The sequence below is a fragment of the Paenibacillus sp. FSL R7-0189 genome (assembly GCF_037969925.1).
GTDB lineage: Bacteria > Bacillota > Bacilli > Paenibacillales > Paenibacillaceae > Paenibacillus_AQ > Paenibacillus_AQ odorifer.
Genome location: NZ_CP150223.1, coordinates 5,785,733 through 5,812,424, shown reverse-complemented (window position 1 = coordinate 5,812,424; position 26,692 = coordinate 5,785,733). Strand labels below are relative to the sequence as shown.

The 26,692-nt window shown below is 43.6% G+C and carries 21 protein-coding genes; 19 read left to right on the top strand and 2 right to left on the bottom strand.

Going from position 1 to position 26,692, the window contains the following annotated elements; translation table 11 throughout:
- Window positions 1-16: 16 nt before the first annotated feature.
- The 7 genes from nikC to MKY63_RS25440 all read left to right on the top strand — a co-directional run bounded on the left by nikC (window position 17) and on the right by MKY63_RS25440 (window position 6,916).
- Window positions 17-802 carry a nickel transporter permease gene (nikC, locus tag MKY63_RS25470; protein WP_339810237.1) on the top strand — a complete coding sequence of 262 codons (786 nt, stop codon included), beginning with the start codon at window positions 17-19 and terminating at the stop codon, window positions 800-802.
- Window positions 799-1,584, top strand: coding sequence for an ABC transporter ATP-binding protein (locus tag MKY63_RS25465; protein WP_076106638.1), 786 nt, complete (start codon window positions 799-801; stop codon window positions 1,582-1,584). The genes nikC and MKY63_RS25465 overlap by 4 nt, the downstream gene beginning before the upstream one ends.
- A gap of 37 nt (window positions 1,585-1,621) precedes the next feature.
- Window positions 1,622-2,470: an ATP-binding cassette domain-containing protein gene (locus tag MKY63_RS25460; RefSeq protein WP_339810234.1), complete on the top strand. Its 849-nt coding sequence runs from the start codon at window positions 1,622-1,624 to the stop codon at window positions 2,468-2,470.
- A gap of 18 nt (window positions 2,471-2,488) precedes the next feature.
- Window positions 2,489-4,162, top strand: a complete 1,674-nt coding sequence (locus tag MKY63_RS25455; protein ID WP_051490950.1) for a nickel ABC transporter substrate-binding protein — start codon at window positions 2,489-2,491, stop codon at window positions 4,160-4,162.
- On the top strand, window positions 4,162-4,914 hold the full coding sequence (locus MKY63_RS25450) for a class I SAM-dependent methyltransferase (RefSeq protein WP_038571297.1): 753 nt from the start codon (window positions 4,162-4,164) through the stop codon (window positions 4,912-4,914). The genes MKY63_RS25455 and MKY63_RS25450 overlap by 1 nt, the downstream gene beginning before the upstream one ends.
- 7 nt (window positions 4,915-4,921) lie before the next feature.
- The gene (locus tag MKY63_RS25445) at window positions 4,922-5,671 is read left to right on the top strand and encodes a class I SAM-dependent methyltransferase (protein WP_038571300.1); all 750 of its coding nucleotides are present in this window, start codon (window positions 4,922-4,924) and stop codon (window positions 5,669-5,671) included.
- A 261-nt stretch (window positions 5,672-5,932) separates the two neighbouring features.
- Window positions 5,933-6,916: an alpha/beta hydrolase gene (locus MKY63_RS25440; RefSeq protein WP_339810230.1), complete on the top strand. Its 984-nt coding sequence runs from the start codon at window positions 5,933-5,935 to the stop codon at window positions 6,914-6,916.
- Window positions 6,917-6,998: 82 nt separating this feature from the next.
- Here the strand turns inward: MKY63_RS25440 and MKY63_RS25435 are convergent, their stop codons facing one another.
- Window positions 6,999-7,634 carry a TetR/AcrR family transcriptional regulator gene (locus MKY63_RS25435; protein ID WP_200870205.1) on the bottom strand — a complete coding sequence of 212 codons (636 nt, stop codon included), beginning with the start codon at window positions 7,632-7,634 and terminating at the stop codon, window positions 6,999-7,001.
- Between the two features lie 80 nt (window positions 7,635-7,714).
- Between MKY63_RS25435 and MKY63_RS25430 the strand changes: the two genes are divergently transcribed.
- The 6 genes from MKY63_RS25430 (at window position 7,715) to MKY63_RS25405 (ending at window position 17,149) form a co-directional block, all read left to right on the top strand.
- Window positions 7,715-9,562 (top strand): hypothetical protein, encoded by a 1,848-nt coding sequence (locus MKY63_RS25430; protein WP_339810228.1) that lies wholly within the window; start codon window positions 7,715-7,717, stop codon window positions 9,560-9,562.
- Between the two features lie 565 nt (window positions 9,563-10,127).
- Entirely contained in the window at window positions 10,128-11,492 is a 1,365-nt protein-coding gene (locus MKY63_RS25425; RefSeq protein WP_248548643.1) for a cytochrome ubiquinol oxidase subunit I, read from the top strand.
- Complete coding sequence (locus MKY63_RS25420; protein WP_339810225.1) at window positions 11,489-12,505, top strand: cytochrome d ubiquinol oxidase subunit II; 1,017 nt, start codon at window positions 11,489-11,491, stop codon at window positions 12,503-12,505. Before MKY63_RS25425 ends, MKY63_RS25420 begins: the two co-directional genes overlap by 4 nt.
- A 68-nt stretch (window positions 12,506-12,573) precedes the next feature.
- Window positions 12,574-14,418, top strand: a complete 1,845-nt coding sequence (gene cydD, locus MKY63_RS25415; protein WP_339810223.1) for a thiol reductant ABC exporter subunit CydD — start codon at window positions 12,574-12,576, stop codon at window positions 14,416-14,418.
- Entirely contained in the window at window positions 14,415-16,142 is a 1,728-nt protein-coding gene (gene cydC / locus MKY63_RS25410; RefSeq protein ID WP_339810220.1) for a thiol reductant ABC exporter subunit CydC, read from the top strand. Before cydD ends, cydC begins: the two co-directional genes overlap by 4 nt.
- A 383-nt stretch (window positions 16,143-16,525) precedes the next feature.
- Window positions 16,526-17,149, top strand: a complete 624-nt coding sequence (locus MKY63_RS25405; RefSeq protein WP_339810217.1) for a hypothetical protein — start codon at window positions 16,526-16,528, stop codon at window positions 17,147-17,149.
- Between the two features lie 199 nt (window positions 17,150-17,348).
- On the opposite strand, the gene MKY63_RS25400 is transcribed toward MKY63_RS25405, so the two are convergent.
- Complete coding sequence (locus MKY63_RS25400) at window positions 17,349-18,371, bottom strand: MBL fold metallo-hydrolase (RefSeq protein ID WP_339810214.1); 1,023 nt, start codon at window positions 18,369-18,371, stop codon at window positions 17,349-17,351.
- 206 nt (window positions 18,372-18,577) lie between these two features.
- Here MKY63_RS25400 and MKY63_RS25395 point away from each other — a divergent pair, with 206 nt between their 5' ends.
- The 6 genes from MKY63_RS25395 to MKY63_RS25370 all read left to right on the top strand — a co-directional run bounded on the left by MKY63_RS25395 (window position 18,578) and on the right by MKY63_RS25370 (window position 26,663).
- On the top strand, window positions 18,578-19,153 hold the full coding sequence (locus MKY63_RS25395; protein WP_076273214.1) for a TetR/AcrR family transcriptional regulator: 576 nt from the start codon (window positions 18,578-18,580) through the stop codon (window positions 19,151-19,153).
- A gap of 373 nt (window positions 19,154-19,526) precedes the next feature.
- Entirely contained in the window at window positions 19,527-20,474 is a 948-nt protein-coding gene (locus MKY63_RS25390) for an ABC transporter permease subunit (RefSeq protein WP_036677080.1), read from the top strand.
- A 13-nt stretch (window positions 20,475-20,487) separates the two neighbouring features.
- The gene (locus MKY63_RS25385) at window positions 20,488-21,357 is read left to right on the top strand and encodes a carbohydrate ABC transporter permease (protein ID WP_036677077.1); all 870 of its coding nucleotides are present in this window, start codon (window positions 20,488-20,490) and stop codon (window positions 21,355-21,357) included.
- A gap of 66 nt (window positions 21,358-21,423) precedes the next feature.
- Window positions 21,424-23,010 (top strand): extracellular solute-binding protein, encoded by a 1,587-nt coding sequence (locus MKY63_RS25380; protein WP_036677074.1) that lies wholly within the window; start codon window positions 21,424-21,426, stop codon window positions 23,008-23,010.
- Window positions 23,011-23,301: 291 nt separating this feature from the next.
- On the top strand, window positions 23,302-25,041 hold the full coding sequence (locus tag MKY63_RS25375) for a sensor histidine kinase (RefSeq protein ID WP_076190274.1): 1,740 nt from the start codon (window positions 23,302-23,304) through the stop codon (window positions 25,039-25,041).
- A 2-nt stretch (window positions 25,042-25,043) separates the two neighbouring features.
- Window positions 25,044-26,663, top strand: a complete 1,620-nt coding sequence (locus tag MKY63_RS25370) for a response regulator (protein WP_256717170.1) — start codon at window positions 25,044-25,046, stop codon at window positions 26,661-26,663.
- The last annotated feature ends 29 nt before the right edge of the window (window positions 26,664-26,692 follow it).

The window sequence follows — 26,692 nt, the reverse complement described above, 5'->3', positions numbered from 1 at the left end:
AGCGGGCATAGTACTTTTGTTCATATGCGTTGGACTCTTTGCCCCATGGCTTTCACCTTCCGATCCGCTGCAGATTCACATGGAACACAAACTGGCTATGCCTTCCTGGCAATACCCGCTCGGTACGGATCATCTGGGACGCTGTGTCTTATCCCGATTAATCTATGGGACCCGAACCTCCCTGAATTATTCGTTTATGGTGTTGATCGTTGTTTTTGCGATTAGCATCCCCGTTGGTTTACTGGCGGGTTACGCTGGCGGCAAGATCGATCATTTGATTATGCGGATCATAGATATATTGCTTGCCTTTCCCAGCTTAATCCTATCCCTTGCGATTACAGCCATGCTAGGTCCCAGTATGAAGAATCTGCTAATCGCATTTGCTGCTGTCTGGTGGACGGGGTATGCCAGAGTGATACGCAGCATGGTCCTTCAAATCAAGGAAAGTGAATATATTACAGCGGCCAAAGCGTCAGGCACTTCTCATTTACAAATTATTTTCAGGCATATTCTGCTGAACGCAGCCCGGCCTATTCTGGTTCTTGCTTCTATGGAAGTGGGTACGATTATGCTCTCCATTGCGGGTTTGTCCTTTCTGGGTTTGGGAGCTCAGCCGCCTACACCGGAATGGGGAGTAATGCTGAACGACAGCCGTGCCTATATTCAAACGGAGCCGCGGTTGATGCTATTTCCGGGAATGATGATCATGCTGGCGGTTCTGGGCTTTAATCTGTTGGGAGAAGGCTTGCGACAACCAGAGCGTGTTTTCGATTCTGCAGTGAAGTGGGGGGCCAGAACATGATGGTAGAGTCTCCACTGCTGAAGGTCAATCATTTACGCACCTGCTTTCACACAGGCAGTTATAAAGTTACGGCAGTTGATGATGTCAGTATCGAGGTGAAATCCCGGCAGATTGTCGCACTTGTAGGCGAGAGCGGCAGCGGTAAAAGTGTTACGGCAATGTCCATATTAGGATTATTAGATTCTCCAGGCTTAGTTGAGAGTGGAGAAATCTGGCTTAAGGGTAACAATCTTCGTGAGTGCTCCAGCCGTCAGTTACGGAAACTTCGGGGAACAGAAATGGCCGTAATCTTTCAAGATCCTATGAACGCGCTGAATCCGGTACTTACTATTGGCAGGCAGATCACGGAGACGATTAAACTGCATAAGCGGGTGTCGGGAAAAGAAGCAAGATTACTTGCCATGAAGCAGATGGAGCAAGCAGGGCTCAGCGATCCTGAATTGCTTTTCAATAAATATCCTTTTCAAATTAGCGGTGGTATGTGTCAAAGAGTAATGATTGCCATCGCACTGGTATCCGGTGCAAAATTATTAATTGCAGATGAGCCTACAACGGCATTGGATGTAACCATTCAAGCCCAGATTCTTAAAGAGCTGGACCGAATCAGATGGACGAACAATGTCGGCATCCTATTAATTACCCATGATCTAGGCGTTGTTGCGGAGCTTGCAGATTATGTATATGTGATGAAGTCCGGGAAGATCGTGGAATCAGGCAATGTGTTTGAACTCTTTTCTAATCCCGTGCATCCCTATACTCAATACTTAATGGAGTGCAGATAACAACGGTAATATTACATTTTTCAGGGACGTGGTGATCTTGAAGTTATTGGAAGCGGTAAGCCTGAACAAGAAATATGGGATGGAAAGGGGGTGGTTCACACGTAATGCCAGAAGTGTTCATGCCGTCAACAACCTGTCTCTCAGTCTGGAGAGCGGCGAAACCCTTGGATTAGTGGGGGAAAGTGGCTGTGGTAAGAGCACTTTGGCCAGACTTCTGCTGGGACTGGAGAAACCATCCTCCGGAAGAGTTATGTACCGGAACGAGGATTATACGGACTGGAGCTTCAGCGAAATGCGCATGATCCGCAGGAAGATGCAGATGGTGTTTCAGAACAGTCTGGCTTCATTTAATCCGTTGTTTACGGTAGAGCAGATTATCGGGGAGCCTCTTCGAAACTATGGAGAGAGGAAGGCTGGAGCCCGCAGGGTTACGGTAGCAGACACACTTGAGCTTGTGGGACTTGAACGGCGGCATATTCACCGCTATCCGCATGAACTCAGCGGCGGACAGCAGCAAAGGGTCGGAATTGCACGAGCGATCTCCTTGCGGCCGGAGCTGATTATCTGTGATGAACCTTTCTCGAGTCTCGATGTCACCCTGCGAAAGCAAATGATGGATCTGCTGCAGGAGTTGAAGCATGAGCTGGGATTATCCTATGTATTCATTACACATGACTTGTCAGTTGTAAATCGTTTTTGCGACAGTGTGGCAGTGATGTGTCAAGGGGAAATAGTAGAGAAGCAATCAGGTGCAACTATGTTGCAGCAAGCAGACCACCCTTATACAAGAACATTACTCTCTTCGGTACCCGTGCAGGACCCCCGCTTAAGGAAAAAGAGACTGGGCACAGAGTGGCAACCCAGCCATTCCTATGATGTTAAGTAGAGAAAGGATGTACCAAGAATGAGAACGAACCTTAAGACAAAAAGCCTATTATCAAAATCGTTATTCTTTATGCTTCTTGTGGTAGTTATGGTGATATCAGGTTGCGGTAACAGTAATAACAGCAATTCTACGGCTAGAGCCAATAATACCGCCAATAATGAAGCTGCACAAGGATCTGAAGCTCAGGACAAGACAGTCACTGTTGCTATATCGTCCGATGCCGGTATAGACCGATTGGATGCCGGTGCCTATGATGGTTCGATGAATGTGCACGCGATGATATATGAGGGGTTAGTGGAGTATGGTGAAAAAGGCGAAATACTGCCGTCGCTTGCGGAGTCTTGGGATATTTCAGAAGATGGGAAAGTATATACGTTCCATCTTCGCCATGACGTCAAATTCTCTGACGGTACGGAGTTTAATGCCGACGCGGTTAAATTCTCCTTCGAACGCTGGATTAAGGATCCCGCCAATTCGTTAAATGTGGCAACTGCGATGCAATCCCTTGTTGTTGTGGACGAACATACGATTACAATGACATTCAACAAAGCGTATTATCCCTTCTTAACCGAGTTATCCTTTGCAAGACCGGTCCGAATTATCAGCCCTTCCGCTGTGGAACCCGCAGGAGATATTACGGGTAAATTCATCAAAGCGATTGGAACTGGCGCATGGATGGCTGAGAGCTACAAAACAGATCAGGAAGCCGTACTCGTCAGAAATCCGAATTATTGGGGAGAAATGCCGAAGCTGTCGAAAATTATTTTAAAGGTAATCCCTGATCCACAGTCCAGAGTACTAGCGCTGCAAGCTGGAGATGTTGACATTGCCGGGGGACAAATGGGAAAGATTCCAGTCGAAAGCGTGCCAGTGATTGAAGCGGTTTCTTCACTGACCTTGCAAAAAGCACAAGGAACAAACTCTCATTTCATGATCTTTAACTACAAAACGCCTGCACTTCAAGATCTGAATGTGCGCAAAGCTATCAATTTGGCAATTAATAAAAAAAGCATTGTCGATGATCTTATGGACGGTATCGGCAGTGAAGCCCAAGGTCTGTTCCCGTTGACGGTTCCTTATGTGACGGAATCCAATAATACCTGGTACGGCTTCGATCCGCTGGAAGCGAAGCAGCTGCTAGCAACTGCCGGTTACACGGATTCGGACGGAGATGGAATGGTACAGAAGGACGGAGCGCAGCTTGAGCTTAATTTCGTGCTGCAGCAGGCTGAGTATCCCGAATGGAAGTCCATCAGTGAACTGGTTCAGTCTGAGTTAAAGGAGATTGGCATTAGAGTGAATCTTCAGGTTCTTGAACCGAATGCCTATTACGATGCCTTATGGACAAGCAAAGCCTATGATCTAATTATGTACCGGACTTATGACGATGCCTATAATCCGCATGCATTCTTGCTCTCCTTATTTCATAAAACAGCTGATGCATCTGCTGTGGTATGGTCTGATCCTGCACTAGAATCTCAAATTGACACAGCAGTAGGAACAACCGATATTCAGGAACGTCAGACCGCATATGACTCCATTTTTTCCAAATTGTATCAGGAGGCTATGTTTGCAGCTATTTATTTCCCTGACGATATCTTGGCAGTAAATAATAGAGTGACTGGATTTAAACCGGGGTACTCCACCTTTATGCCGGTCTTCTGGAATCTACTCGACATAGGAGAAAAATGATGTTAAAAGAGATTTCGAAATACTGGACATCAAGCTCGGAGAGTTATGACAAAGTCATACAGACTCAATTCCGCAGTAAAAAAACTATAAACCTCTGGAAACAACTGCTTATTAAAGGGTTGGGAACAACTCCCCAGCAAAAGGTGCTGGATGTGGGAACAGGACCTGGCTTTTTCTCCATACTCTTATCACAGATGGGTCATCTGCCTACAGCGGTGGATGCCTCTCAGGGAATGATAGATAGAGCTTCACGAAATTTTGAGAGTTATGGATACAAAGTTCCAGCTTATGTCGCTGATGCTGCCGACTTGCATATGGAGCTAGAGAATAGCTTTGATGCAGTGGTCTGCAGGGATGTAGTATGGACGCTGCCTGATCCACAGAGGGCTTATGCTGAATGGTACCGGATTCTAAAACCGGGCGGGACTCTGATTATTTTTGACGGCAACTATTTATATAAAGAGAGCAAGACTGTATTCCGTAAACTTTGGTATGCTTTGTCCTGGACGCTGATTCTGCTCACAGAACAAAGAATCCGCCAGCGAAGCAGTCAAGATAAAAGCCTGCTAAGCGAGTTGCCATTTGTTAATGTATTACGGCCTGAAGCTGACGAGACAGCGCTGAAACAGGCCGGGTTCCGAACCATAGATGTTCACCGAAACTTTATCCCTGCCCGTGCGATGCCGCTAGATTATTTGAAATACGGTTACCAGAATGTAAACCGGTTCATGATACTTGCCAAGAAGGAGTGAATGATAAATGGGTATACAACAAGAGGTGGAAATGTATTGGGAAGGCGAAGCTGAGCTGTACAGCGAAGGCATTCAGAAGGAACTGAACGGATTCCAGCGGGAGGCCTGGCTGAAGCTTATCCTCGCTAACGCACCACAGAAGGAAAGATTGCAGGTTCTAGATATTGGCTGCGGGCCTGGCTTCTTCTCTGTGATTCTCTCAAGTGCCGGGCATCTGGTTACTGCGATCGATTGTACCGACAATATGCTGGAAGAAGCACGTTCCCACTCCAGTCGGGAAGGTGTCACCGTTACTTTCCGCAAGATGGATTCGCACAAGCTTGACTTTGCTGCGGAGAATTTCGATCTGATCGTGTGCCGCAATGTTACCTGGAGCCTTACCGATCCGCAGTCAGCTTACAAAGAGTGGAAAAGAGTACTTAAGCCTGGGGGACGGCTACTGGTTTTTGATGCCAACTGGAATCGCCATCTCTGGGACGAAGAGATGCAGCAAAAGCGAGTAGAGGATCAGAAAGTCTATGTAGATAAGGGCTTTGGTGAGCTCCCGCATCATAAGGACATAGAGGAGACAGACCGTCTGAGTCTTGTATTGCCACTGACCAGAGAGTGGCGTCCCGAATGGGATATACGGACTCTCAAGGAAGAAGGATTCACCACTATTTTTGCTGAAGAGAATTTGAACGCCAAAGTACTGGATGAGAAACAGCAAGTCTTAAACCGGTCAACACCGATGTTCATGATTTGTGCTGAAAAATAATATAATAGTGAGAACCTACACATAATTAAATGAAGTAACAATAAAAAGCAGCGATCCTCTAAATGAGAGGCGCTGCTTTTTGAGTAAAGGACAAGAACATTATTTCATTTCCGATTTGATGTTGATCTAAAACCTCTTTTTTGGCTTGTTCATATTCCGTTCATATTGTCGTCACGAAGAGTACATCTTGATTGATTACACTTTGAATATGTCGTCAAGGCGGCACTTCAGATACAGGGACAAGGAAGGGAAGAGATCAACGTGGCAAATAAGGTGGAAATAAAAACAACTGGGACTAAGAGCCACAAGAAACGGAACCTATGGTTAAAAATAATCGGAGGTATTGTAGGGGCGCTAGTGTTGTTCATGGGCATCGTTTTTATCGTTGATGCAATCAGCGACGGGGTAGAGAAAAAGAAAATCGAATCGTATGGCCAGTATGTCAATGTGGATGGGAAAAAGATGAATGTGCTTATTCAAGGCAGCGGAGAACAAACGGTTGTACTCCTACCAGGACAAGGAACCCCGACGCCTGCTCTTGATTTCAAATTACTGATCGATGAAATTACCCCTAATTATAAAGTCGTAGTGGTCGAGCCTTTCGGTTATGGTTTGAGCGATGAAACCGAGAAGGAAAGAACTACGGAAAATATAGTAAGTGAGGTTCACGAAGCTTTGCAGCAGCTGGGTGTAGAGCGTTACATTCTAATGGGACATTCCATCGCGGGACTTTACGGAGCGACCTATGTGAACACATATCCGGATGAAGTTCTTGCTTTTGTCGGCATCGATAGCAGCGTTCCCAATCAACCCGGAATGGATGTCAAATTACCTTTGAAAGCCATGCAATTTCTTCAAAAATCAGGTCTAATGAGATTGGTCCAAAAAGTGAGCGGAGATCCGTATGAATCGCTTGCATTCGATGAGCATACCAAAGAACAAATGCGTTTGATTTCGAATCAAGTCGCGACCAATCCAACGTTGATGAATGAACTGAGCCACCTCGGTTCCAATTTCAAAAATGGAGAAAAAATCACAATGCCAAATGACTTGCCGTTGCTTCTCTTCGTTCAATCGAATAACGAGCACAATAAACAGTGGATTCCGCTGCATGAGGAGCAAGTCAAACAATCCGCACAGGGCAAAATGATCCCAATGGAAGGTTCACATTATCTGCATCATACAAAATATAAAGAAATCGCTGAGGCATTCAAAGAGTACATGAAACAAATTCAAATTCAATAGTAGGGTTGATAATTAAACTGCGGAGCCGAACTTGGTTCCGTGGTTTCTTTGTTTTTTCATTTATAAACACGATTTTTAAACCTTATTCCTGGGACATTGGAGTATGGTATACCTCAAGACAAATTTTGGTCATTTCGTCAATGGATTTTGCAAAGTCTGATTGTATCCATTTAAGGAGAACATTATAGAGGGCCCCTGCTTTAAAGTATATTCGGTACACATTCTCGTCGCTTTTGTCATGAGCAGTAGAAAGCATCATTTCATTCAAGCAATCCAGAATTACATGATCAAATTTTGCACTTTGAAGTGCTTTGTAGATGTTCCGCTGCTGAAAAATAACTTCAAAAAGCACTTTGATAAATTTTTGAGGTTCTTTAGCTTTGCCTGTTAATTCATTGGTGTAAGGTAAGAGTTTTTGATTAATTTCGAAAATAAGCGAATCGACCAAATCCACCAGGATCTCTTGCTTGGAGGAATAGTTGTTGTAATAGGCCGTTCGAGAAACCCCTGCGCGTTTCACAATATCGGTGATGGTGATTTTACTAAAAGACTGTTCCTGGATCAAGAAGACTAATGCCGTGCAGATGGCTTCTCTTGTCAAACGGTTAGTTTCTTTATTGGAACGATGCTGAGAGGTATTTGGACTGTATAATTCATGATTTGAGATGACATTTCCCCTCCGTTTGTACATTCTGATGTTCGTTTCATTGTTTTTCATGAGTCTTTTCAATATGCTAAAACCATAAGGCATTACAAATGTAATGTCAAAATAATCGTTAGTTAAAATGGGAGGGCGTCATGTTAGAAATCTTATATAGACGATTGTCAGCGGTCCTGCTTTTGATCCTAGCACTCTGTGCTACGGTATTCATTGGCAAAGAAACGGTAATCTCGATCGTGACCATTATCTTTTTGTTAGCAGAATTAGGCATCTCTTTTTTACTTTTAAAGAAACGTGAGAAGGTACATGTGGTTTTTATTAGTGTGATGGTGGCAGAAGGGCTATTCTTACTAACAAGAGAATTTTGGCTGCTTGCGCTTTCTATCCTGCTGCTGATCGTAGCGGGCATATGTAGAGGACTCTTTGGGCAATCGGGGAGCAGAAGAGTCACTCCGTTTCTAGCCGTTCGTAAAGTGTTATTCAGCATTACTGCACTTATCGTTACTGCACTTTGGGGGATTGGAATCTATGCAAAACCTATTACAACACCTGTGGCATTATCAGCTGATGCGGCTATGACGATCGATGAACGTAAATTGGATTCTGCAGCAATGATGCTGAAAGATATTGAAGTAATGAATTCTTTTGGAAGCCGTACAACCGGCTCTGAGGGTCACAATCAGTTTATTGCTTGGCTGGAGCAGCAGGTAACGGATATGGGGCTGCAAGTATATCGTGATCGCTATACTTTTGACCGATGGGAAGAAAAGAACAGTGCTTTAATGATTGATCAGCAGGCAATTCATGTCTCTTCAGCTTTTCCCTATTCCGGGGAAACTGACGAAAAAGGTGTGACAGGGGAGCTGGTGTATACGAAGCGTGGTGAATATGGCCAGGCCAGTGGAAAAATTGCTGTCATTGAAATTGAGAATTTTAGAAATTTTCCAAGTGGGATCGTTATGAATATGCGGGCTTCATCTCCAATGGACAACCAAATTGCCCCAAATGAAGGCGATCTGGTCCTCACTACAGCTTTAAAAGAAGCTAAATTGGAGCAAGCGACGGAAATGGGCGTAAAAGCTGTTGTTTTAGTCTGGAAAGGGGTATCTGACGATAAGGTTGAAGAGCAATATGTGCCTTTTACCACCGATTATGCAGGAATCCCTGCAATCTGGGTTAATGAAACGGAAGGGAAAAAGGTGATCAGCGCAGCTCAGGAGCATAAAGAAGGTACGGTTATTTTAGAAGCGGAAATTCAAAAAGATGCCCCAACAGAATCCTTTTATGTGAAAATTGACGGTAAGAATAAAGACGAAGCGATTATCGTAAATACCCATACGGATGGGATAAATGTAGTGGAGGAGAATGGCGCTGTGGGCATGCTGTCTATGATTCGTTACTTACAGCAGGAGCAGCCGGAACGTACGATGATTTTCGCTTTTGTGACAGGACATTTTAGATTACCGGAGTTCAAAGGGTCCTCTCAGGCAACTTCCACCTGGATGGAGGGGCATCGAGAGCTGTGGGATGGCAAGAATGGTCATTTAAAAGCTGTAGCTGGAATTACGGTTGAGCATTTAGGCAGCATGGAGTGGAAGGACGATGATACGGGTCATTATGGTCCAACTGGACAAATAAGTACAGAATATACGTATGCAGGCAATGAAATGATGGCAGCCATTTGGCTGAAGGCTATTGAAAAGACAGATAGCACACGTACTGTATTATTGCGTGGACATAACAAGTTTGAGTTTGGAGAGAGTCAGCCCTTATTTGAAGCAGGGATACCGGTGATTGGATTCATTCCAATGCCCGACTATCTGCTCGTGGATAGTGACAACAGAGAGATGGACAAATTTGATGCAAAGCTAATGCATACGCAAATTGTATCGTTGCTGAAAGCGGTCAAGCTAGTGGACGGAACGGAGACGACTAAACTCGGGAAGTCAGATGGGTATTCTTTTTTCTACGGTCGTACTAAATGATGGTGGCAGTTCAAGATTTGTCATGACGAAGATGAAATTAGCTTGAATTCAAAAACACTGATGATTTAAGTCAGTGTTTTTTTGTTGCAAAAAGGGGGTATATTACGGCTTAAAATGGGAAAATTTCGTTTTTTTGTTAGCATCAAAGTAGGAGGAAACTTGTGACATCACATATACGCTAATCAATCAATAGCTCCTTCGGGTGCTTTTTGTGTTATTCACTGAGTTGTTAGAAAGATTTGTCCCTTTCTTGAACGTTTAGGGATTAAGAGATGTCGATGATTGAAATACTTAAAATTTAAGATAAGATAACTTTAATTATTAGGCCACGTTATTAATTTGACTGCTCAGTAACAGGTAAATCAGGTTCGCCAACTCTTGCTTTGTGAAATATTTCTCTTTTTACATAGCAAAGAACGAGGAATGTCATACTAAAACGAACAGGAAACGATGTCGCTGAGCCTTGCTAAACCTGATATTGAATGCAGCCTACAGTTAGCGGGCCTAATCATAAGTATCAACTTAAGACGAAAAATGAACAGAGTTTTGAAGGGAGCAGTAAAGAATGGCAATTGATACGGTGCTATGGAGCAGGCTAGTGACAGGCTTGACTCTCGGGTTCCACGTTATTTTTGCGACGATTGGCGTCGGTATACCGCTAATGATCGCTATAGCAGAGTTTATCGGGATTCGGAAGAAGGACCCCCATTATACACTTATGGCAAAGCGGTGGTCTCGAGGATTTGTCATTTCTGTGGCGGTTGGTGTCGTGACCGGTACAGCGATTTCACTACAGCTGGCCCTGGTATGGCCGAATTTTATGAAACTGGCTGGGAATGTCATTGCACTTCCGTTATTCATGGAGGTGTTCGCGTTCTTTTTTGAAGCTATCTTCTTGGGCATTTATTTGTATACGTGGGATCGCTTCAAAAATCCGTATATCCATTGGCTGCTGACGATTCCGATTGTCGCCGGGGCAGGCATGTCTGCCGTTTTTATTACGACGGTGAACGGATTCATGAACCAGCCTGAGGGCTTTGTCATGGAAGCAGGCCAATTCACAGCGATTAACCCGGTGCAAGCGATGCTGAATACGGCGACGTTCTCCAAAGTGTTCCATGTATTAAGCTCGGCCTATTTGACAGGAGCTGCCTTGTTAGCCGGGATTGCAGCCTTCGCGATGCTGAGAAAAGGTGTGTCCGCATACCACAAAAAATCTTTAAATCTCATGATGGCGGTTGTTTTACTATTCGGTTTGCTGAACACGTTAGCCGGTGATGTGTCCGCCAAGTTTTTGGCCGAGCATCAGCCAGAGAAGCTTGCAGCGGCAGAGTGGCATTTTGAGACGAGCAGCAGTGTGGATTTGGTACTATTGGGATGGCTGAATGCAGAGCATGAAGTTCTAGGGGCTCTTCATCTGCCGAAGCTGCTCAGCTTCCTGGCCTTTGGTGACTTTAATGCAGAGGTGACGGGGCTCGAGGAATTCCCCAAGGAAGAATGGCCACCGCTTCTCGTTCATTATCTGTTTGATTTAATGGTCGGAATTGGATTTACTCTGCTCGCGATTTCGTTTCTATATTTTCTGTTTGTGTTCTGGAAAAAGCGTAATGAGCTTAACAAATGGATGCTTCGCATCATCGCACTGAGCGCCCCTCTCGCTTTTCTGGCTGTTGAGCTGGGATGGTTTTATGCGGAGGTTGGCCGACAGCCGTGGATTATCCGTGGATATATGCGTGTTGAGGAGGCGGCCACGTCTTCACCGAATGTAAGAATTATATTCTTCGCCTTATTGCTCTTGTACATCGTACTCGGCAGTATGTGTGTAATCGTGCTAAGACGCTTGTTCAACAATAATCCGGCAGAAGCTGAGATGGAGAAATGGATGAAGGATCATCCTAATCAATCTGCGGAAAAGGGGGGCACTGAATGATGTGTTACGAATTGATTGGCATCTCGGTGCTCTGGCTGTTTTTGTACGGCTATTTAATTATAGCTTCCATTGATTTCGGAGCGGGCTTCTTCGCCTTTTATGCACGTTTAACGAAGCAGGATCATCTCATTAATCGTCTGATTTCCCGATATTTATCACCCGTATGGGAGATTACAAATGTATTTTTTATCTTTTTCTATATTGGCATCGTCGGATTTTTTCCGGACACAGCCTATTATTATGGCTCCGCGTTACTTGTTCCGGGAAGCATTGCAGTGATTCTTCTTGCGATTCGCGGTTCATTCTATGCTTTTGAAAATTACGGTTCCAAGAAAAACATAGTATATCTTTTTTTGTACGGAGCTACAGGTTTGCTTATTCCAGCATCGTTGTCAGTGGCGCTAACTTTGTCTGAAGGCGGCTTTATCGTGAAGCAGGGGGAGACGGTTTCTCTGGATTACTGGGCGCTGTTTACCAATCCGTTATCGTGGAGTATCGTTGGACTGGCAATCGTGTCCGTTTTGTTCATTAGCGGCTCATTTCTGACATTTTACGCTTCTCGGGCGGAGGATCATTCCGCGTTGAAGCTGATGCGCAACTACGCCCTGTTTTGGAGCACACCGACGATAATCCTCGCACTGACAGCATTTATCTATTTGGGTCAACACAATGAGCGCCATTTTCAAAATATGATGGATTTATGGTGGTTGCTGGCACTTTCCGTTGCTTTCTTTATGATCGCGATGTGGCTGTTATATAACGGACGCCGTTACGGATTAGCTTTTATATGCGTCATGTTGCAGTTTTTCTGTGCCTTTTTCGCTTATGGGATTGGGCAATACCCTTATATTCTTGATCCGTATATCACGATTCAGAGCAGTGCAACTTCACCGGCAATGGGTTTAGCGTTAGTAATTGTGTTTATCGGCGGTCTATGCCTGTTGATCCCATCCCTTATTCTGGTCTTCAAACTCTTCCTGTTTGATGCGGATTATGTAAAAGGGAAAAAATAAAGCTGTTTAATCCATTACGGCATGTTTGAGGTTTCCCTACAAGCCTATAGATAAAGGAGGTGTGATCTGTGAAGAGGAAATCCAGTCTGATTTCTCAACAAATGTCTTCACAAAGGAAAAACAGGGCTCTCCTCGCAATCATTTCGCTCGCGCTCGGTATAGCTATTGTGAGTCAGGCTGGACTGCTTGCTGAAGCAGTCCATCGGATTTTTGTCGAGAAAGCTTCATTTTCATCGGTTATCCTGTTGCTCGGCATACTTCTAACTGTTATGGCTGTACGCACACTGTTGTCTTATGGAAACGGTATAGTTGGCTTACATATGGCTGCCACTGCTAAGACAAATATGCGCGCTGCCGTGCTGCAAAACTTGACTCATGCCTCCATGCCTTCAACCCTTCGTGGACAGACGGGAGGAAAGGTCAGTATTGCTCTGGATGCTGTGGATGAGGCTGATAGTTATTTCAGTCAATACATGCCGCGTATGATGGAAGCTGCTATCATCCCGGTTCTGATTTTGGTCGTTACATTTATCCAACATGCCAACACAGGTTTCATTCTATTGTTTACTGCTCCGTTCATCCCGCTGTTCATGATTTTGGTAGGGCTGAAAACGAAGAACAAGTCCGAAGAAAAATACGCGCAACTGGCTGAGTTTTCAGGGACGTTTCTAGACTCTCTTCAAGGACTGGTGACATTGAAAATATTTGGACGGGCTCACCGTCAGCAACAGGAGATTGAGCGTAGTAGCTTGGGTTATCGTGATGCCACAATGGGCATTTTGAAGATTGCGTTTACGAATACCTTCATGCTGGAATCGATCGTGATGCTAAGCATTGGCATTGTCGCTCTTGAACTGGCCATCCAGTTGCTCGTTTTCAAATCTATGACGTTCCACACCGCCTTTCTCGTTTTGCTGCTCGTTCCCGAGTTTTACAACCTGTTAAAGAATACGGGAACGGCCTTTCACAGCGGCCGGACAAGTATGGGTGCGGTTCGTAAGGTAGAACAGATGCTTGAGGAAACGGCAGGGGGGAGCAGGGACGCTAATGGCATTGAAGGAGCATTAACAACCGATGGAATCGACGAGATCGACAGCATGGATAAGGTCGGTGATAGGACCGACAGAATAAGCAAATTGGAACTCACCCATTCTGGAGACCTTTTAATACCGCCGTCCATCGTAATTGACCAACTCCGGTTTCAGTATGCTCCAGATTCTTTCGAGCTTAAGACGGGGCGGATCCAGCTTAGTCCAGGAGAACACATTGCCATTGTTGGCAAAAGCGGTTCCGGCAAAACGACTTTGCTACATCTCATTGCCGGTCTGCTGAAACCAGAATCGGGAACGCTTCTGGTGAATGGAAGTCCACTCTCGCAATACGATGAAACCGAATGGTTCGAACATGTTAGCTACATTACACAGCATCCGTATATTTTTGCAGGCACATTTTCTGAAAATATTGCGATTGGTGCTCGTAGGAGCATCTCCAGAGCAGAAATTGAGCGGGCGGGGGAGGAAGCCGGACTCGCTGCGCTTACAGCCCAATTAGAGCATGGATTTGATACCTTTGTTGGTGAAGGAGGCCGGGGACTGTCTGGTGGGGAAAAGCAGCGGCTTGCCTTAGCACGCGCTTTTTTGAAGCGTCCTGCTATCATTTTGTTTGATGAACCCACAGTTGGACTGGATTTGCACACCGAGCGGGTACTGCAACGCTCCATAGCCAAACTGGCAAAAACGGCTACGATGATTACGGTGGCTCACCGATTATATACGATTCAACAAGCCGACAAGATTTTGTTTATGGACAATGGAGTGTTGGTGGACTCGGGACGACATGACGAGCTTCTGGAGCGCCTGCCTCAGTATGCCGAGATGATTGATGTAGAGCGGAAAGGGGGGATATCCTCATGAATGAACTGGCTGTTCTGTCAAAGGCGATGATTCAGGAGCGCAAGGATATCATTCTTTCGATTTTGGGTGGATTTATTGCCGGCATAGCCGGTGTGGCACTCTTTTCTGCGAGCGGGTATCTGATTTCGCAAACGATATTTGCGCCACCGCTTTATACTTTAATTGTACTCACCTCCATGGTCAAACTGCTGGGTCTGCTTCGGGCGGCGAGTCGTTATGGAGAACGCTTGTATTCTCACCGGGCGACATTCTCCATGCTTAGCCGTTTACGTACATCCTTTTTTGCCAAGCTTATTCCTTTAACGCCTGGTATATTGAACAAAAATCGAAGCGGGGATCTGCTTGCGCGGATCGTTGGGGATGTGGAAAGTTTGCAAAATTATTTTTTGCGAGTCGCTTATCCTCCGATCATGGTCGTCATGGTATTTTTGGCTACGGTGCTGTTTACTTCTACCTTTTCGATCTGGATTGCCGTTTTGTTTGTAATAGGTATGCTGGTAACGGCATTCGTTGTACCGGGAATTGTGTTACTCGGGCAGCGGAGAACACATGGACGCGTTCGTGAGCAGAGGGCGCAGCTGTCCACGGAAGTTACCGAAGTGTTGTACGGTTTCCGGGATTTGAAAGTATATGGTCAATTGGCACAGCGGGAGGAGCAGCTTCAGCATGCTTCCGCTGTATTAGCAACTGAACAGCAACGAGCAGCCGGGCACTTGCTGCGCGGGCAATCGATGCACACTTTTGTTACATTTCTCGTTTCCTGGGGAGTGCTGACGCTCGGCGCCTATTTAATTATGGAAGGAGCGCTTGCAGGCGTATTTCTTGCCATGTTGGTTATGGCATCACAAACCGTATTTGAAGAAGCGGCGGCTATGGCCACATTACCCGCGTATAAAGAGGATAGCGAACACGCAGCCAAACGACTGACGGAAACAGTTCAGACTTTTGATGAGCAGTCTTCGCAACCAAGTGGCACATTGCCTGTTAATCATGCTGTTACGATGGAACTATCCAATGTTACATTTCAATATGAAGGGGAGTGGAGACCGGCACTCAGGGATATGTCCCTGCACATTTTACCTGGCTCCAAAACGGCAATAGTCGGGCCGAGTGGGTCAGGAAAATCAACAATTATCGAATTGCTGCTCAAACTGCGAACACCAACGGCTGGCGAGATACGATTAAACGGTATTTCGGTGAAGGAACTGGACGAGACGAGCATTTGGCAAACGGCTAATGTGGTATTTCAGCAAAGTCATTTCTTCCGGGGAACGATTCGGGACAACCTGCTGCTGAATGGAGAAGAACACGCTGACGAACAATTGTTGGATATGCTAGCTAAAATGCAGCTGCCCGATACATCGTTGACCGATATGGTGTATGAAAAAGGGGAGAATCTGTCAGACGGCGAGAAGCAGAGGTTGGCTATGGCGCGAGCGATGCTCCGCAAAGGACGGGTATGGCTTCTGGACGAACCAACTTCATCGCTGGATTATGTGACAGAGCATCACGTATTGAAGCATCTCTACGCACAGGCGGCTAATGATACGCTTCTCCTAATTTGTCATCGGCTAACCGGATTAGAAGAGATGGACCAGATTGTGGTCATGGACCAAGGCAGGGTAGTCGAAACGGGGTCCTATTCGGAGTTGATGGAGCAAAAAGGCTATTTTTATGAGATGAAACAAATCGAACAGCAAATGATCGGAGAAGTTGAAGTGTAAATATAGACCAAACACATCAACTTGTTGCAAATGTCACTTCTCAGATTCCGATGGTTTATGCACGATTGATTCAAAAAATGGTTAAGATAATAACTAAAGGTTGATCTTGTTTGGTATTATCCCCTTCAAGTAGACACTCGAAAAAACCTGCATGTTATCATGGAGGTTCGTGTGACACTTGGAGGGGATATTTTTATGCCGAAAAAAGGACAAACATTCCAACGGAAAAGGGCCACACAAGCTCCTTGCGAAGCTCGATTTAGATTGTAATGATCTTTATTGCTGTCACATTTTGGGTCGAGCTCTTCGTTGTATAGAGCGTAAAAACAGAATCGAAAGATGAGGCAGATCGTTTCAAGGCATTTTTTGAACTTAAGGAAAAGGTGCTAAAGAACGGGGAAGCTGGGCTGTTCTATATGGTTGCCAATAACCCGAATCATCAAACAGATCTTGGAACAAAGTTGACTATCTTCCACAATCCATCTCAATTGCGCGATAAGATTACGGATAAATCCATTAAGATCGCAGACAACATCAATGGAAATTATACTTTCCAAAAGGCGGACGTAATCTTTAAAAATGCTCAGGAAGTGAATCCTCCTTCTTCGGAAGAAAAAAAGAAAATGGCAGAAAAGCTGAGAAAACAGGCGGAAGAGTCCAATAAGGGCTATGCAATGATGTCTGTTGAAATGACAGATCAGTTTTCTCTTCTCAATGTTACATATCAAAATGGCGAAGATAAAATCGGGGTTATGATCAATAATCTGAGCGGGAAAAGCGACCCAACATCGTATATTGACGAGAAAGTTGAATTTAAGCAGGAGAAGGTTCAAGTGAAGGGTGTAGAAATGCTGCATACAGAATTTGGTCCTTCGCAGTGGCACGAGCTGAAATGGGTATACGAGAGCCCAGACAAAAAGGTGAAATACGCCTATACTATACAAGGAGACTTGAATAAGGTAAGCAAAGAAACCTTGATGAAACTTGTCGAAGGCTATTTGGAATAATAAGTCCAACAACAACGGGAATCTTCTCCAATCCAAATGAGGGGATACCCTCTAGTAAGTCATAGTCCTTCTCCATTTTTTATCACAATCGTTTCTAAGCACCGTTTTTAATTCCGTGGAACAATTCAAAAGAACGGCCGCTGTTCGCATCATTTGCGACAGGGCGGTTCTTTTGTTTTCATAGGTTAGCTGTAAATTGCTATTCTTGCCAAACACTCATAGGGTCCCATGGCTTGATCTGATTGTCATATTTTGCAGCCAAAAAAGCTTTCATGTCTTCCAGCTTAGCAGGCACCTCGTTCCAAATTGGAAGGGGTGGTAACCCTCGTTTGCTTTTCAATAGGATATCCACTGTAACATACAAGCGTTCTGGCTGAATCCAATGAAGAAAGCGGGAAATCTCCATTTGCTTGGTCAGGGACAAGGAATCGATTTCATCATTGTAATGCTTGTTGAACTCGCTGATCAGGTTCAAGAGGTAGTCTCTCTGTTCCTTCACGAAATCCAAGCCGCAAATGGCGCCATGCCCTGGAACAACGATTTCGGGTTTAATTTCATCAATAATGCGATCAAGCACTTTAACCCAATTGAGGGTTCCCTCTTCGCTGTATGCCGTACAACCATTAAACACGACATCGCCAGCGAACAGCACTTTTTCTTTTGGCATCCACAACAGTAAGTCACTATCAGAATGGGCTGGAGCTACGTTGTGAATCATAACTTCTGTATCGCCAAGACGGATGTTGATATCGTCCTTTATCTCAATACTCGGGAGCACCCATTCTACGCCTTCCAGGTCGAATCCTTCAAATTCCGCTGCAAAAAACCGCTCACCCGGAGTCGATTCCGGAGAATTCTTTCCTCTTCTGATGACGCTGTCCATCCAAGCGATATTTTCGGTGAGACGCTCTCTGGAGGCTTCCTTGTGCATAATAATACAAGCATCTTCAAACACTTTGTTTCCCCAGGCGTGGTCGCTGTTATAGTGCGAGTTCACCACATATGCGGGAGAGCCGCCGTTGCTTACTTCCATAAAAACCTCCCGCATTTCCCGCGCATGGAACAAATCGAAGAACGTGTCATACACCAACCCATCACCCTTGTTGATGAACCCGGCATTGGCCCAACTGATCCCACGATACGGCGAAATACCAGCAAAGACGCCATCTGCGACTTCAAAAAATTTAACGCGAGGTTTTTGGATAATACGTCCATACTTCATAAAAATTCTCCTTTACGTATATGTTTTTAGGATAAGGCATACTGACTAAGTCATTATTATAGAGAATGAAAAGAATATATGCAAGCGAGTACTTGCTTGCATATATTCTTTTCGATATGATAGTAAAAGAGCATGCTCACGCAAGTGGTACCTGACTGCAAAACTTGTAGTAGAATAGGATTAACATATGCAAAAGGAGAACTACAATGCAAACTTCAGACAGAATCATTGAAGCCGCGACACGTCTCATCAAAAAGAATGGCTATCGGGGTGTAAGCACCAAAGCCATTGCAACGGAAGCTAAAGTAAATGAATCTACGATTTTCCGGCAATTCGGAAGCAAGCAAGGGATATTGGAAGCCATCATTCAAAGACATTCGGATATTCCGCAATTTGAGAAGCTGTTAAAAGAGGAAGCGACCGATAATCCGGAAGTCGATCTGCTGAATGTAAGTCAGCAGTACCGTTTATTTTTCCATAAAAATGCGGACATCATTTTGATTGGCATCCGCGACAAAGGAATGCTTCCCGAATTAGACAGAGTGCTGGCCGATCCGCCGGCGAAACTTCACTCCTTGCTGGTTGAATATTTTGAACGCTTGCAGAAGAAAAAAGTTATCGCCAGGCAGGATGAGCGTCTTGTCGCAATGTCTTTTCTCTCGATGTGTTACGGATTTCAGATGAGCGAGCTGATTCATCGGCAATATCAATCCCAATTCGTTACCGAGGAAGAGTTCTACAAGCATAGTGTCTCATTGTTTGTTAAAGGAATTTTGGTCTAGTCATAAGCATTATTGATTTATATATTGAGAACTCTAAACTTACGCTGGAGGATGACTTTTGTTCATGAATGTAGTTTTTATTAATGGAAAATAAAATACGTGGATGCATTATATAAAAACAGACTCATTAAATTAAGCCCATTTTTTTCTAGGGCTTTTTTTGTTTGGGACCTCAGGATTGTATTTGGTCTATACTCAAACTTTCGTGTCAGAGTTATTGTACGAGCTTTAATGCAAGACAATCATGCCTATTGTATTCGAATTATCCGAGGCTGTACTTACTTAATATCTTATAAGAAATTCTTGAAATTACAGAAATTTATCCAATAACGAGATGCTATTATACAAATACAAATAAAGACGAGGTGATGATATGCAAGCAAAATTGGCAGCGGACGCCATTCCCCTCCCCAAAAAGCGGAACTCATGGATAAGGACGATAAAAAAGTATAAAGTGATGTACGCTCTCTTGTTCCCGGCATTAGTTTACTTTGCCGTATTCAAATACATTCCTATGGCGGGAATCATTATTGCCTTTAAAAACTATAACCTAGCTTTGGGACTATGGGATAGCCCATGGGTGGGATTTAGAAATTTCACAGATTTTATGAACGGCGTTTATTTCTGGGACATCATGAGAAATACGATTATCATATCCCTGTATAAGCTGTTGTTCGGTTTCTCAGCTCCTATCATACTTGCTTTGCTGCTCAATGAAGTTTATACCCAATGGTTTAAGAAAATCGTACAAACGATCACTTATTTACCCCACTTTCTATCATGGGTCATTGTTTATGGAATGATGGTGGCATTACTAGCCCCAGGGGATGGTCTTTTTAACATGATTTTGAAGGAAACTGGAGTTGAACCCATCTCATTCCTAACGGAACCTGCCTGGGGCAGACTGCTGATCATCTTATCTGAAATATGGAAGGATATTGGATGGGGAGCGATATTGTACCTTGCAGCATTAGCAGGAATCGATCCAAGCTTATATGAAGCGGCTAGAATTGATGGCGCTTCCAAGTGGAGACAGCTATGGCATGTAACACTTCCCGGCATTCGAGGCGTTATGATTCTGATGCTGATCCTTAAATTAAGCCATATTCTGGATGCTGGTTTTGACCAAATATTCATGTTTGCCAACAGCTTTAATCAGGAGAAGATCGACATTATCGACACATGGGTATACCGTGAAGGGCTCGAGCGACTTAAGATTGGCTTGGCTACTGCTGTGGGATTATTTAAAGCGGTCATCGGATTTGTTTTAGTGTTGGCAGCGAATAAGCTCGCCAAAAAATTCGATGGGCAAATTTGGTGAGGTGGTTATCAAAATGATCAATTTGACAATCGGAGAAAAGGTCTGGCAAGCATTCGTTTATTTTATTCTTATTTTGCTAGCTCTACTTTGCTTACTACCCTTTCTATATGTGGTTGCTGTTTCAGTAACGCCAGAATCGGAAGTGCTAAGAAGAGGAATTGTTATTATACCAGAAACCTTTACCTTTCTAGCCTATAAAGAAGTATTTATTTCTCATGGTATTGGGCAGGCGTATAAAATTACATTGTTTCGAACGATTGTGGGCACTGCTCTCAATGTGTTCTTTACGGTAATCGCGGCATATCCGTTATCCAAAAAATATTTGCCGGGTCGCAGCCCATTTTTACTATTCATTGTCTTTACGATGATGTTTGGGGGAGGATTAATTCCGACTTATTTACTAGTCCGCTCTCTGGGATTGCTAAACAGCCCGTGGGTATTGATTATTCCAAATCTCATTAGTGCATTTAATCTGGTGATCATTAAAGGCTTTTTCGAGCAATTGCCTGCTGAAATCGAGGAATCAGCGAGGGTAGACGGTGCAAGTGAACTTCAGTCACTATGGCGGATCATCTTACCTCTGTCCTTGCCCGTCCTATCCACAATTTCTTTATTTTACGCAGTCGGGCATTGGAACAGTTACTTCGATGCTATTGTTTATATCAATGATTCCAACTTAATGCCGCTTCAAGTGATCTTGCGCAACATCCTGCTTAACGTCGCAACACAAAGTGCTGATTCGCTTGCCAATACCGGAGCTGTTAGTACGTTCGCTATACAAATGGCAGCAGTTGTCGTGACTACAGTTCCGATTTTGATCGTTTACCCATTTATGCAAAAGCATTTTACCAAAGGTGTGCTCTTGGGATCGGTTAAAGGTTAAAAAGATATTCCAACCTGAGTTGTTACGGGGAAACCGTGATAATATAGAAGCAAAGGAGAGGTCATTATGCAACGTAAAGCGATTACATTTGCTATTCTGACAGCAATGGTCGGTGTGGGAACAGTATTGTCAGGCTGTGGGGAACAAAAAGAGGTTACATCGACAGCTTCGGGTAATTCACAAGGCCAGTCTAGTCCCTTTGAAACCAAATTGAAAATTTCGATGTTTAACCAAGGAACTTTCAATGCTGCTGCTCCGATTCCTCCCCGTGAAGAAGATATCCAACGCCAAATGTTGGAGAAAGCAGTAAATATCGACTTGGAAATGATGATTCCTCAATCAGGGCAAGCAACGACTAAATTAAATACGCTCATTGCTGGCGGAGATATTCCAGATTTGATCTTCTTAAAGAGCCGGGCTGATCTTGCACAATATTATGACCAGGGCGTTCTTGCGGATTTGACACCGTATCTGGATCAATTTCCTGAATTGCAGAAACGTTTTAGCAACGACTCCTGGGAGGCGATGTCCTATCAGGGAAAAACCATTGGGGTTCCAGGTTATGATAACGTAAACGGTATTAGTCGAAGCTTCTTTATCCGTAATGATTGGCTGAAAAAGCTGAATATGGAAGTGCCAACAACACCCGACGAGCTATTTGAAGTTATGAAAGCCTTTACAGAAAAAGACCCGGACGGCAATGGCAAAAATGATACGTACGGATTCATAGGCGGTATGAATAAAGAAGGTAATCTGCAAACCTACGGCTTCGATAGTTTGATGTGGATGTTTGGTGTCAATCCTCCCTCAGCCATTGATGTGAAAGACAATGAACCGGTGTTCCTGTTTACCGACCCAAAAATGAAAGAAGCACTCGCTTATATCAATAAAATGATGGAAGCTAAAGTTGTAGATCCAGACTGGGTGACGATGAATACTCCCGATTTATTGGACCAAAAGTTATTTAAGGGTAAAGTTGGCTTCATGATAAGAGATGCCCGCAGGCTGGAACCAGATTATCAGCAAAAAATGAAAGAAATCAGTGGAGAGGTGCCGGAATGGATCGTCATTCCTCCAATGACAGGTCCTTATGGTGATCAAATTGTAGAGAGAAAATCGTTCCAAGGCAATTCATGGGCCATATCCAAGAAAGCGGATAAGGACAAAATCATTCGGATCTTGTCCATGCTAAATTATCTCTTTACGGACAAAGAAGCATATCCGAATTTTGCATACGGAATTAAAGGGATTCATTGGGATTTGGTAGACGGCAAGATCAAAAATAAAACCTCCGAATTATCAAAGGAGATGAAAGAAAAGTACTTATGGGTCGATCATTATAGAATGCCGCGTCGTGGTGATGATGCTGAGTACTTCAGCTTCCAGAATCCTAAGACGGCAGAAGCTTTTGAGAACAACCAGAAATACGTGGCGGCTACGTTGCCCGGGAATTTATTGACTGAAGACCCGAACGATTCATTGGCAGCTGACCGCCAACGTTACATTAATGAAAGCTTGGTCAAATTTATGACTGGCAAAGAGCCTCTTTCGAACTGGGACAATTTCCTCAATACATTGGAAACTAAGTTTGACATGCAGAAGTATAAAGACTCAGTAATCAAGCAATTTAAAGAAGCAGGCTTAATCAAGTAAATCAAGTAGAAACGGCTTCGCCGTCCTTTTAAAGGGCGGTACCGTTTCAGCGAGAAAGATAAGGAACATTTATGCGCGAAGCATATAAATGTTCCTTATCTTTTAAACGAAGAGAGCGGCTATAATTAGCCCCTCTCTTTATTGAAATATAAGAAAGTATAAGTTTTACTTTATACTTTATCCTTCTATTTTTCGAAGAAACGCTTATCGTCCTTAAAAAGGACGCCGAAGGCGTTTCTTCTTATCATATGCTATTATTTGTTTATTACAGATTTAAAAGGAAGATGATCGATGCGAAGAAGAATCAGCTTGCCTTTAAAACTTTTTTTTATCGTGTTTGCATTTGTATTAAGCTGCATAATCTTGATAAGCCAATTGTCTTATCGTTATGTCCAAAAGGAAATAAGAACCTCTGACATTTATTACACCAACCAAATACTTGATAAGATTGATCAGTATTTCACAGTTAATTTTTCCTCCTTCCAGACGATGCTGTTCTCGGTCGAGTCATCGGTGAAAGCCAACATTGACAATCCGGACGTGATTAAAAAGCAATTAAGAGAGCTCTATGAACTCAACAGTAATTACGTCAGTAATATTTATTTGATCAAAAACGATTTATCTATTCTAGGCGGAAGTACACCTACCCGAATATTTGATGAACCTTTAGCTGAAAGAGAACCATTGTTTGATGCAGCTGACAAGAATAGAAGGATTACATTTGTCAGTGATCCTTACAAATCTAAATATTCCGGCTGGACAGTTACGATGGTCCGATATCTGAACAGTGCTCCGTTTCCTATGGCCATTGCAGTAGATTTAGATCTAAATGCCATTGAAGATACCTTGTTCAAGATTAATAAAAAAGAACAAATGAATCTGGCTCTAATCACCGCATCGGGAAAAATCATTGCCGGATTTTCGGAAAATAAAGGCCCCCTGAATGTTCAAGATCATACTTTTTCAATCGGTGAAACGTCAGCAGAAGAAATTCTGGATACTACAGAAACAAACCTTCAACTGCACACCAAGGAGGGGATTCAAGTTTCCCTTCTAAAAAAACCGACTGAAAAATTCAACTGGACCATCATCTCAATCAACGATGAATCACGCTTGAAAGCTGCTTTATCCAGATTGGAAACCTATTATATCGAGCTTCTAGCTGCTGGTTTTCTCTTAAGTCTGTTCGTTTCCTTCTTTATTGCCAAATATATAAGGAACCCGCTCTATGCACTCAAAACAAAAATGAAGCGGGTGGAGCAAGGCTCCCTCACAACTACAATATCGATTAACCGAAATGATGAGTTTGGAGATCTCTCCCGAGCATTCGATCGTATGCTGCAGCAAATTGTGGAACTGATTCGGGGAGCAGAGCTTCATAACGAACTTGAACGAAAACTGGAAATTCAAGTGCTGCAGTCTCAAATAAACCCTCATTTTCTGTATAACACGCTTGGTTCTATCAGTAATGTCATACGACTCGGACAAATAGAGAAAGTAGATGTGGTGATCGAGTCTCTCATTTCAATATTGGAATATGGGATAGCTGACGCTTCGGAGAAGGTATCACTGCGTCAGGAATTGCAAAATGTATCAGACTATATCGCGATCCAGAACATCCGCTATAACCGAAACTTCCACTTAATCGAAAATATTGAAGCAGGGCTAATAGATTTTCCGGTTTTTCGAATGCTGTTGCAGCCCCTTGTGGAGAATAGTATCTTCCATGGTTATAACGGAGGGGGGATCGAAGGCCCTATTACTATTCATGCGTACAGGGAGGGTGGCAACGTCATCATAGAAGTAGTTGATCAGGGCGAGGGAATTCCAACTGATAAAATAAAGCATATTTTAATTTCAGAACCGGGGGATGTGGAATTGAAAAGGAAAAGAATCGGGTTAAACAATATTCATGACCGAATCAGACTTCACTACGGAGAACAGTTCGGGCTCCAAATCATAAGCATACCTAAGGAAATAACCCGGGTTCGCGCCTTATTCCCAGCAGGCTTGTTTAAAGGAGATGCATGATGATGAGAGACTACACCTGCTTCATTGTTGACGATGAAGATCTAATCATTCAGAGATTGGAATTGTTTTTTCACGAGCGCTCCCTTAGGGATAAGCGATTTCATTTAGTGGGAAAAGCGAATAATGGGCTGAAGGGGATAGAGGAGATCGTAAAGCTTAAGCCGGATATCGTAATATCTGATATCGTCATGCCGCGAATGGATGGGATTTCCATGATTGAGCAGCTAAAGCCAAAGCTTCCCCATACCCAATTCATTCTTTTGACCGCTTATTCATCCTTTGAATACGCCCAGAGAGCTATTCAAGCCAACGTATTGGAATACATTGTTAAGGTTCCGCTCAGAGATGCGGATTTGGATCGAGCTTTAGATAAGGCAGCCGGGATTTTAAATGAAGTTAAGAAAAAAGAAGCGGAATTTCAATCTTTAAACGTATCCGTGCTTGAAAATAAATATCGAGTCCGCAAGCAATTTTTTAACGAGCTTATCAGAGGCGAAATCCCTTCTCATCGGGCATCAGATTTTGCCAATCGTATGCAGTTCCATTTCTTTCAAGCCAACTATCGCTGCTTTATTGTCGAAATGAATATGTATGAAAGTTTCCGAAATGATTATTCAGCGTCTGATCAGAACATATTGAGGTATGCGATTACAAATATAATCGAAGAAACGGTGATGAATGGTGGCAGTGGTGTAGCTGCGGATCTATCCGATAATCGTTTTATTGGTTTTCTATCCTGGGAAAATAATCGTAGTGACTTGGAAACGGAATATGATTGCCAGACATTGGGGGGGCAGATCGTCTCCCATTTGCATCAATATTTGAATCAAAGGGTATCCGTCGCTTTTGGAGGTCCACACCGAGGCTGGGAATCCATCAAACAAGCTTACACGGAAGCACAAAATGTGAGTGATGATTTCTATTATCATACAGAGAAAGTAGTAAAAACACCCATGCATCGGTTCCATTACCATAATGACAGAAAAGAAGAATTTCAGCAGAAATTGGCTGATTTTCTTGCTGGGGTGAAAAGAAAGGTTTCCAAGGAAGAGCTGGAGAAAGCATTTGCTGATCTGAACCAATTTGTTACGGACCATAAAATCCATAAGTCCATCATGGCGCCTATGTTAAGAGACTTGTACAGAGACATTATTGTGAAGTTTAAATCGGGGAACAAGTTGGCCACGGAAGTAGCAGAGTTTCCCATAGAATTTTTAGCTTTTCGGGAGCAGCTTGCCTATATTGGCGACTTTACCTTCGAATATGTACACGCTGGCCAACTTTTACATCGTATAGAAATCATGAGTGCTATGCGGTTTATAGAGAAAAACCTGAAACAGCGATTAACGCTCGAGGCGATTGCCGAGGAAGTGAATTTAGCTCCATCGTATTTTAGCAGCTTATTCAAAAAAACAATGAACGAAGGCGTTATCAGCTACATCAATCGTAAAAAAATCCAATTAGCTCTCGAGCTGTTAAATGTACAGGATTATTCTATATTGGAATTGTGCGAAGAAGTTGGAATTGTGAATGAAGGTTATTTTTGCAAATTATTTAAAGAATATACGGGTGATACTCCTAAGCAATATCGGATAAAAATGACACGGTATGAATCCAATTAAGGTTGCAAAAAATGTGTGATTTTTTCGCG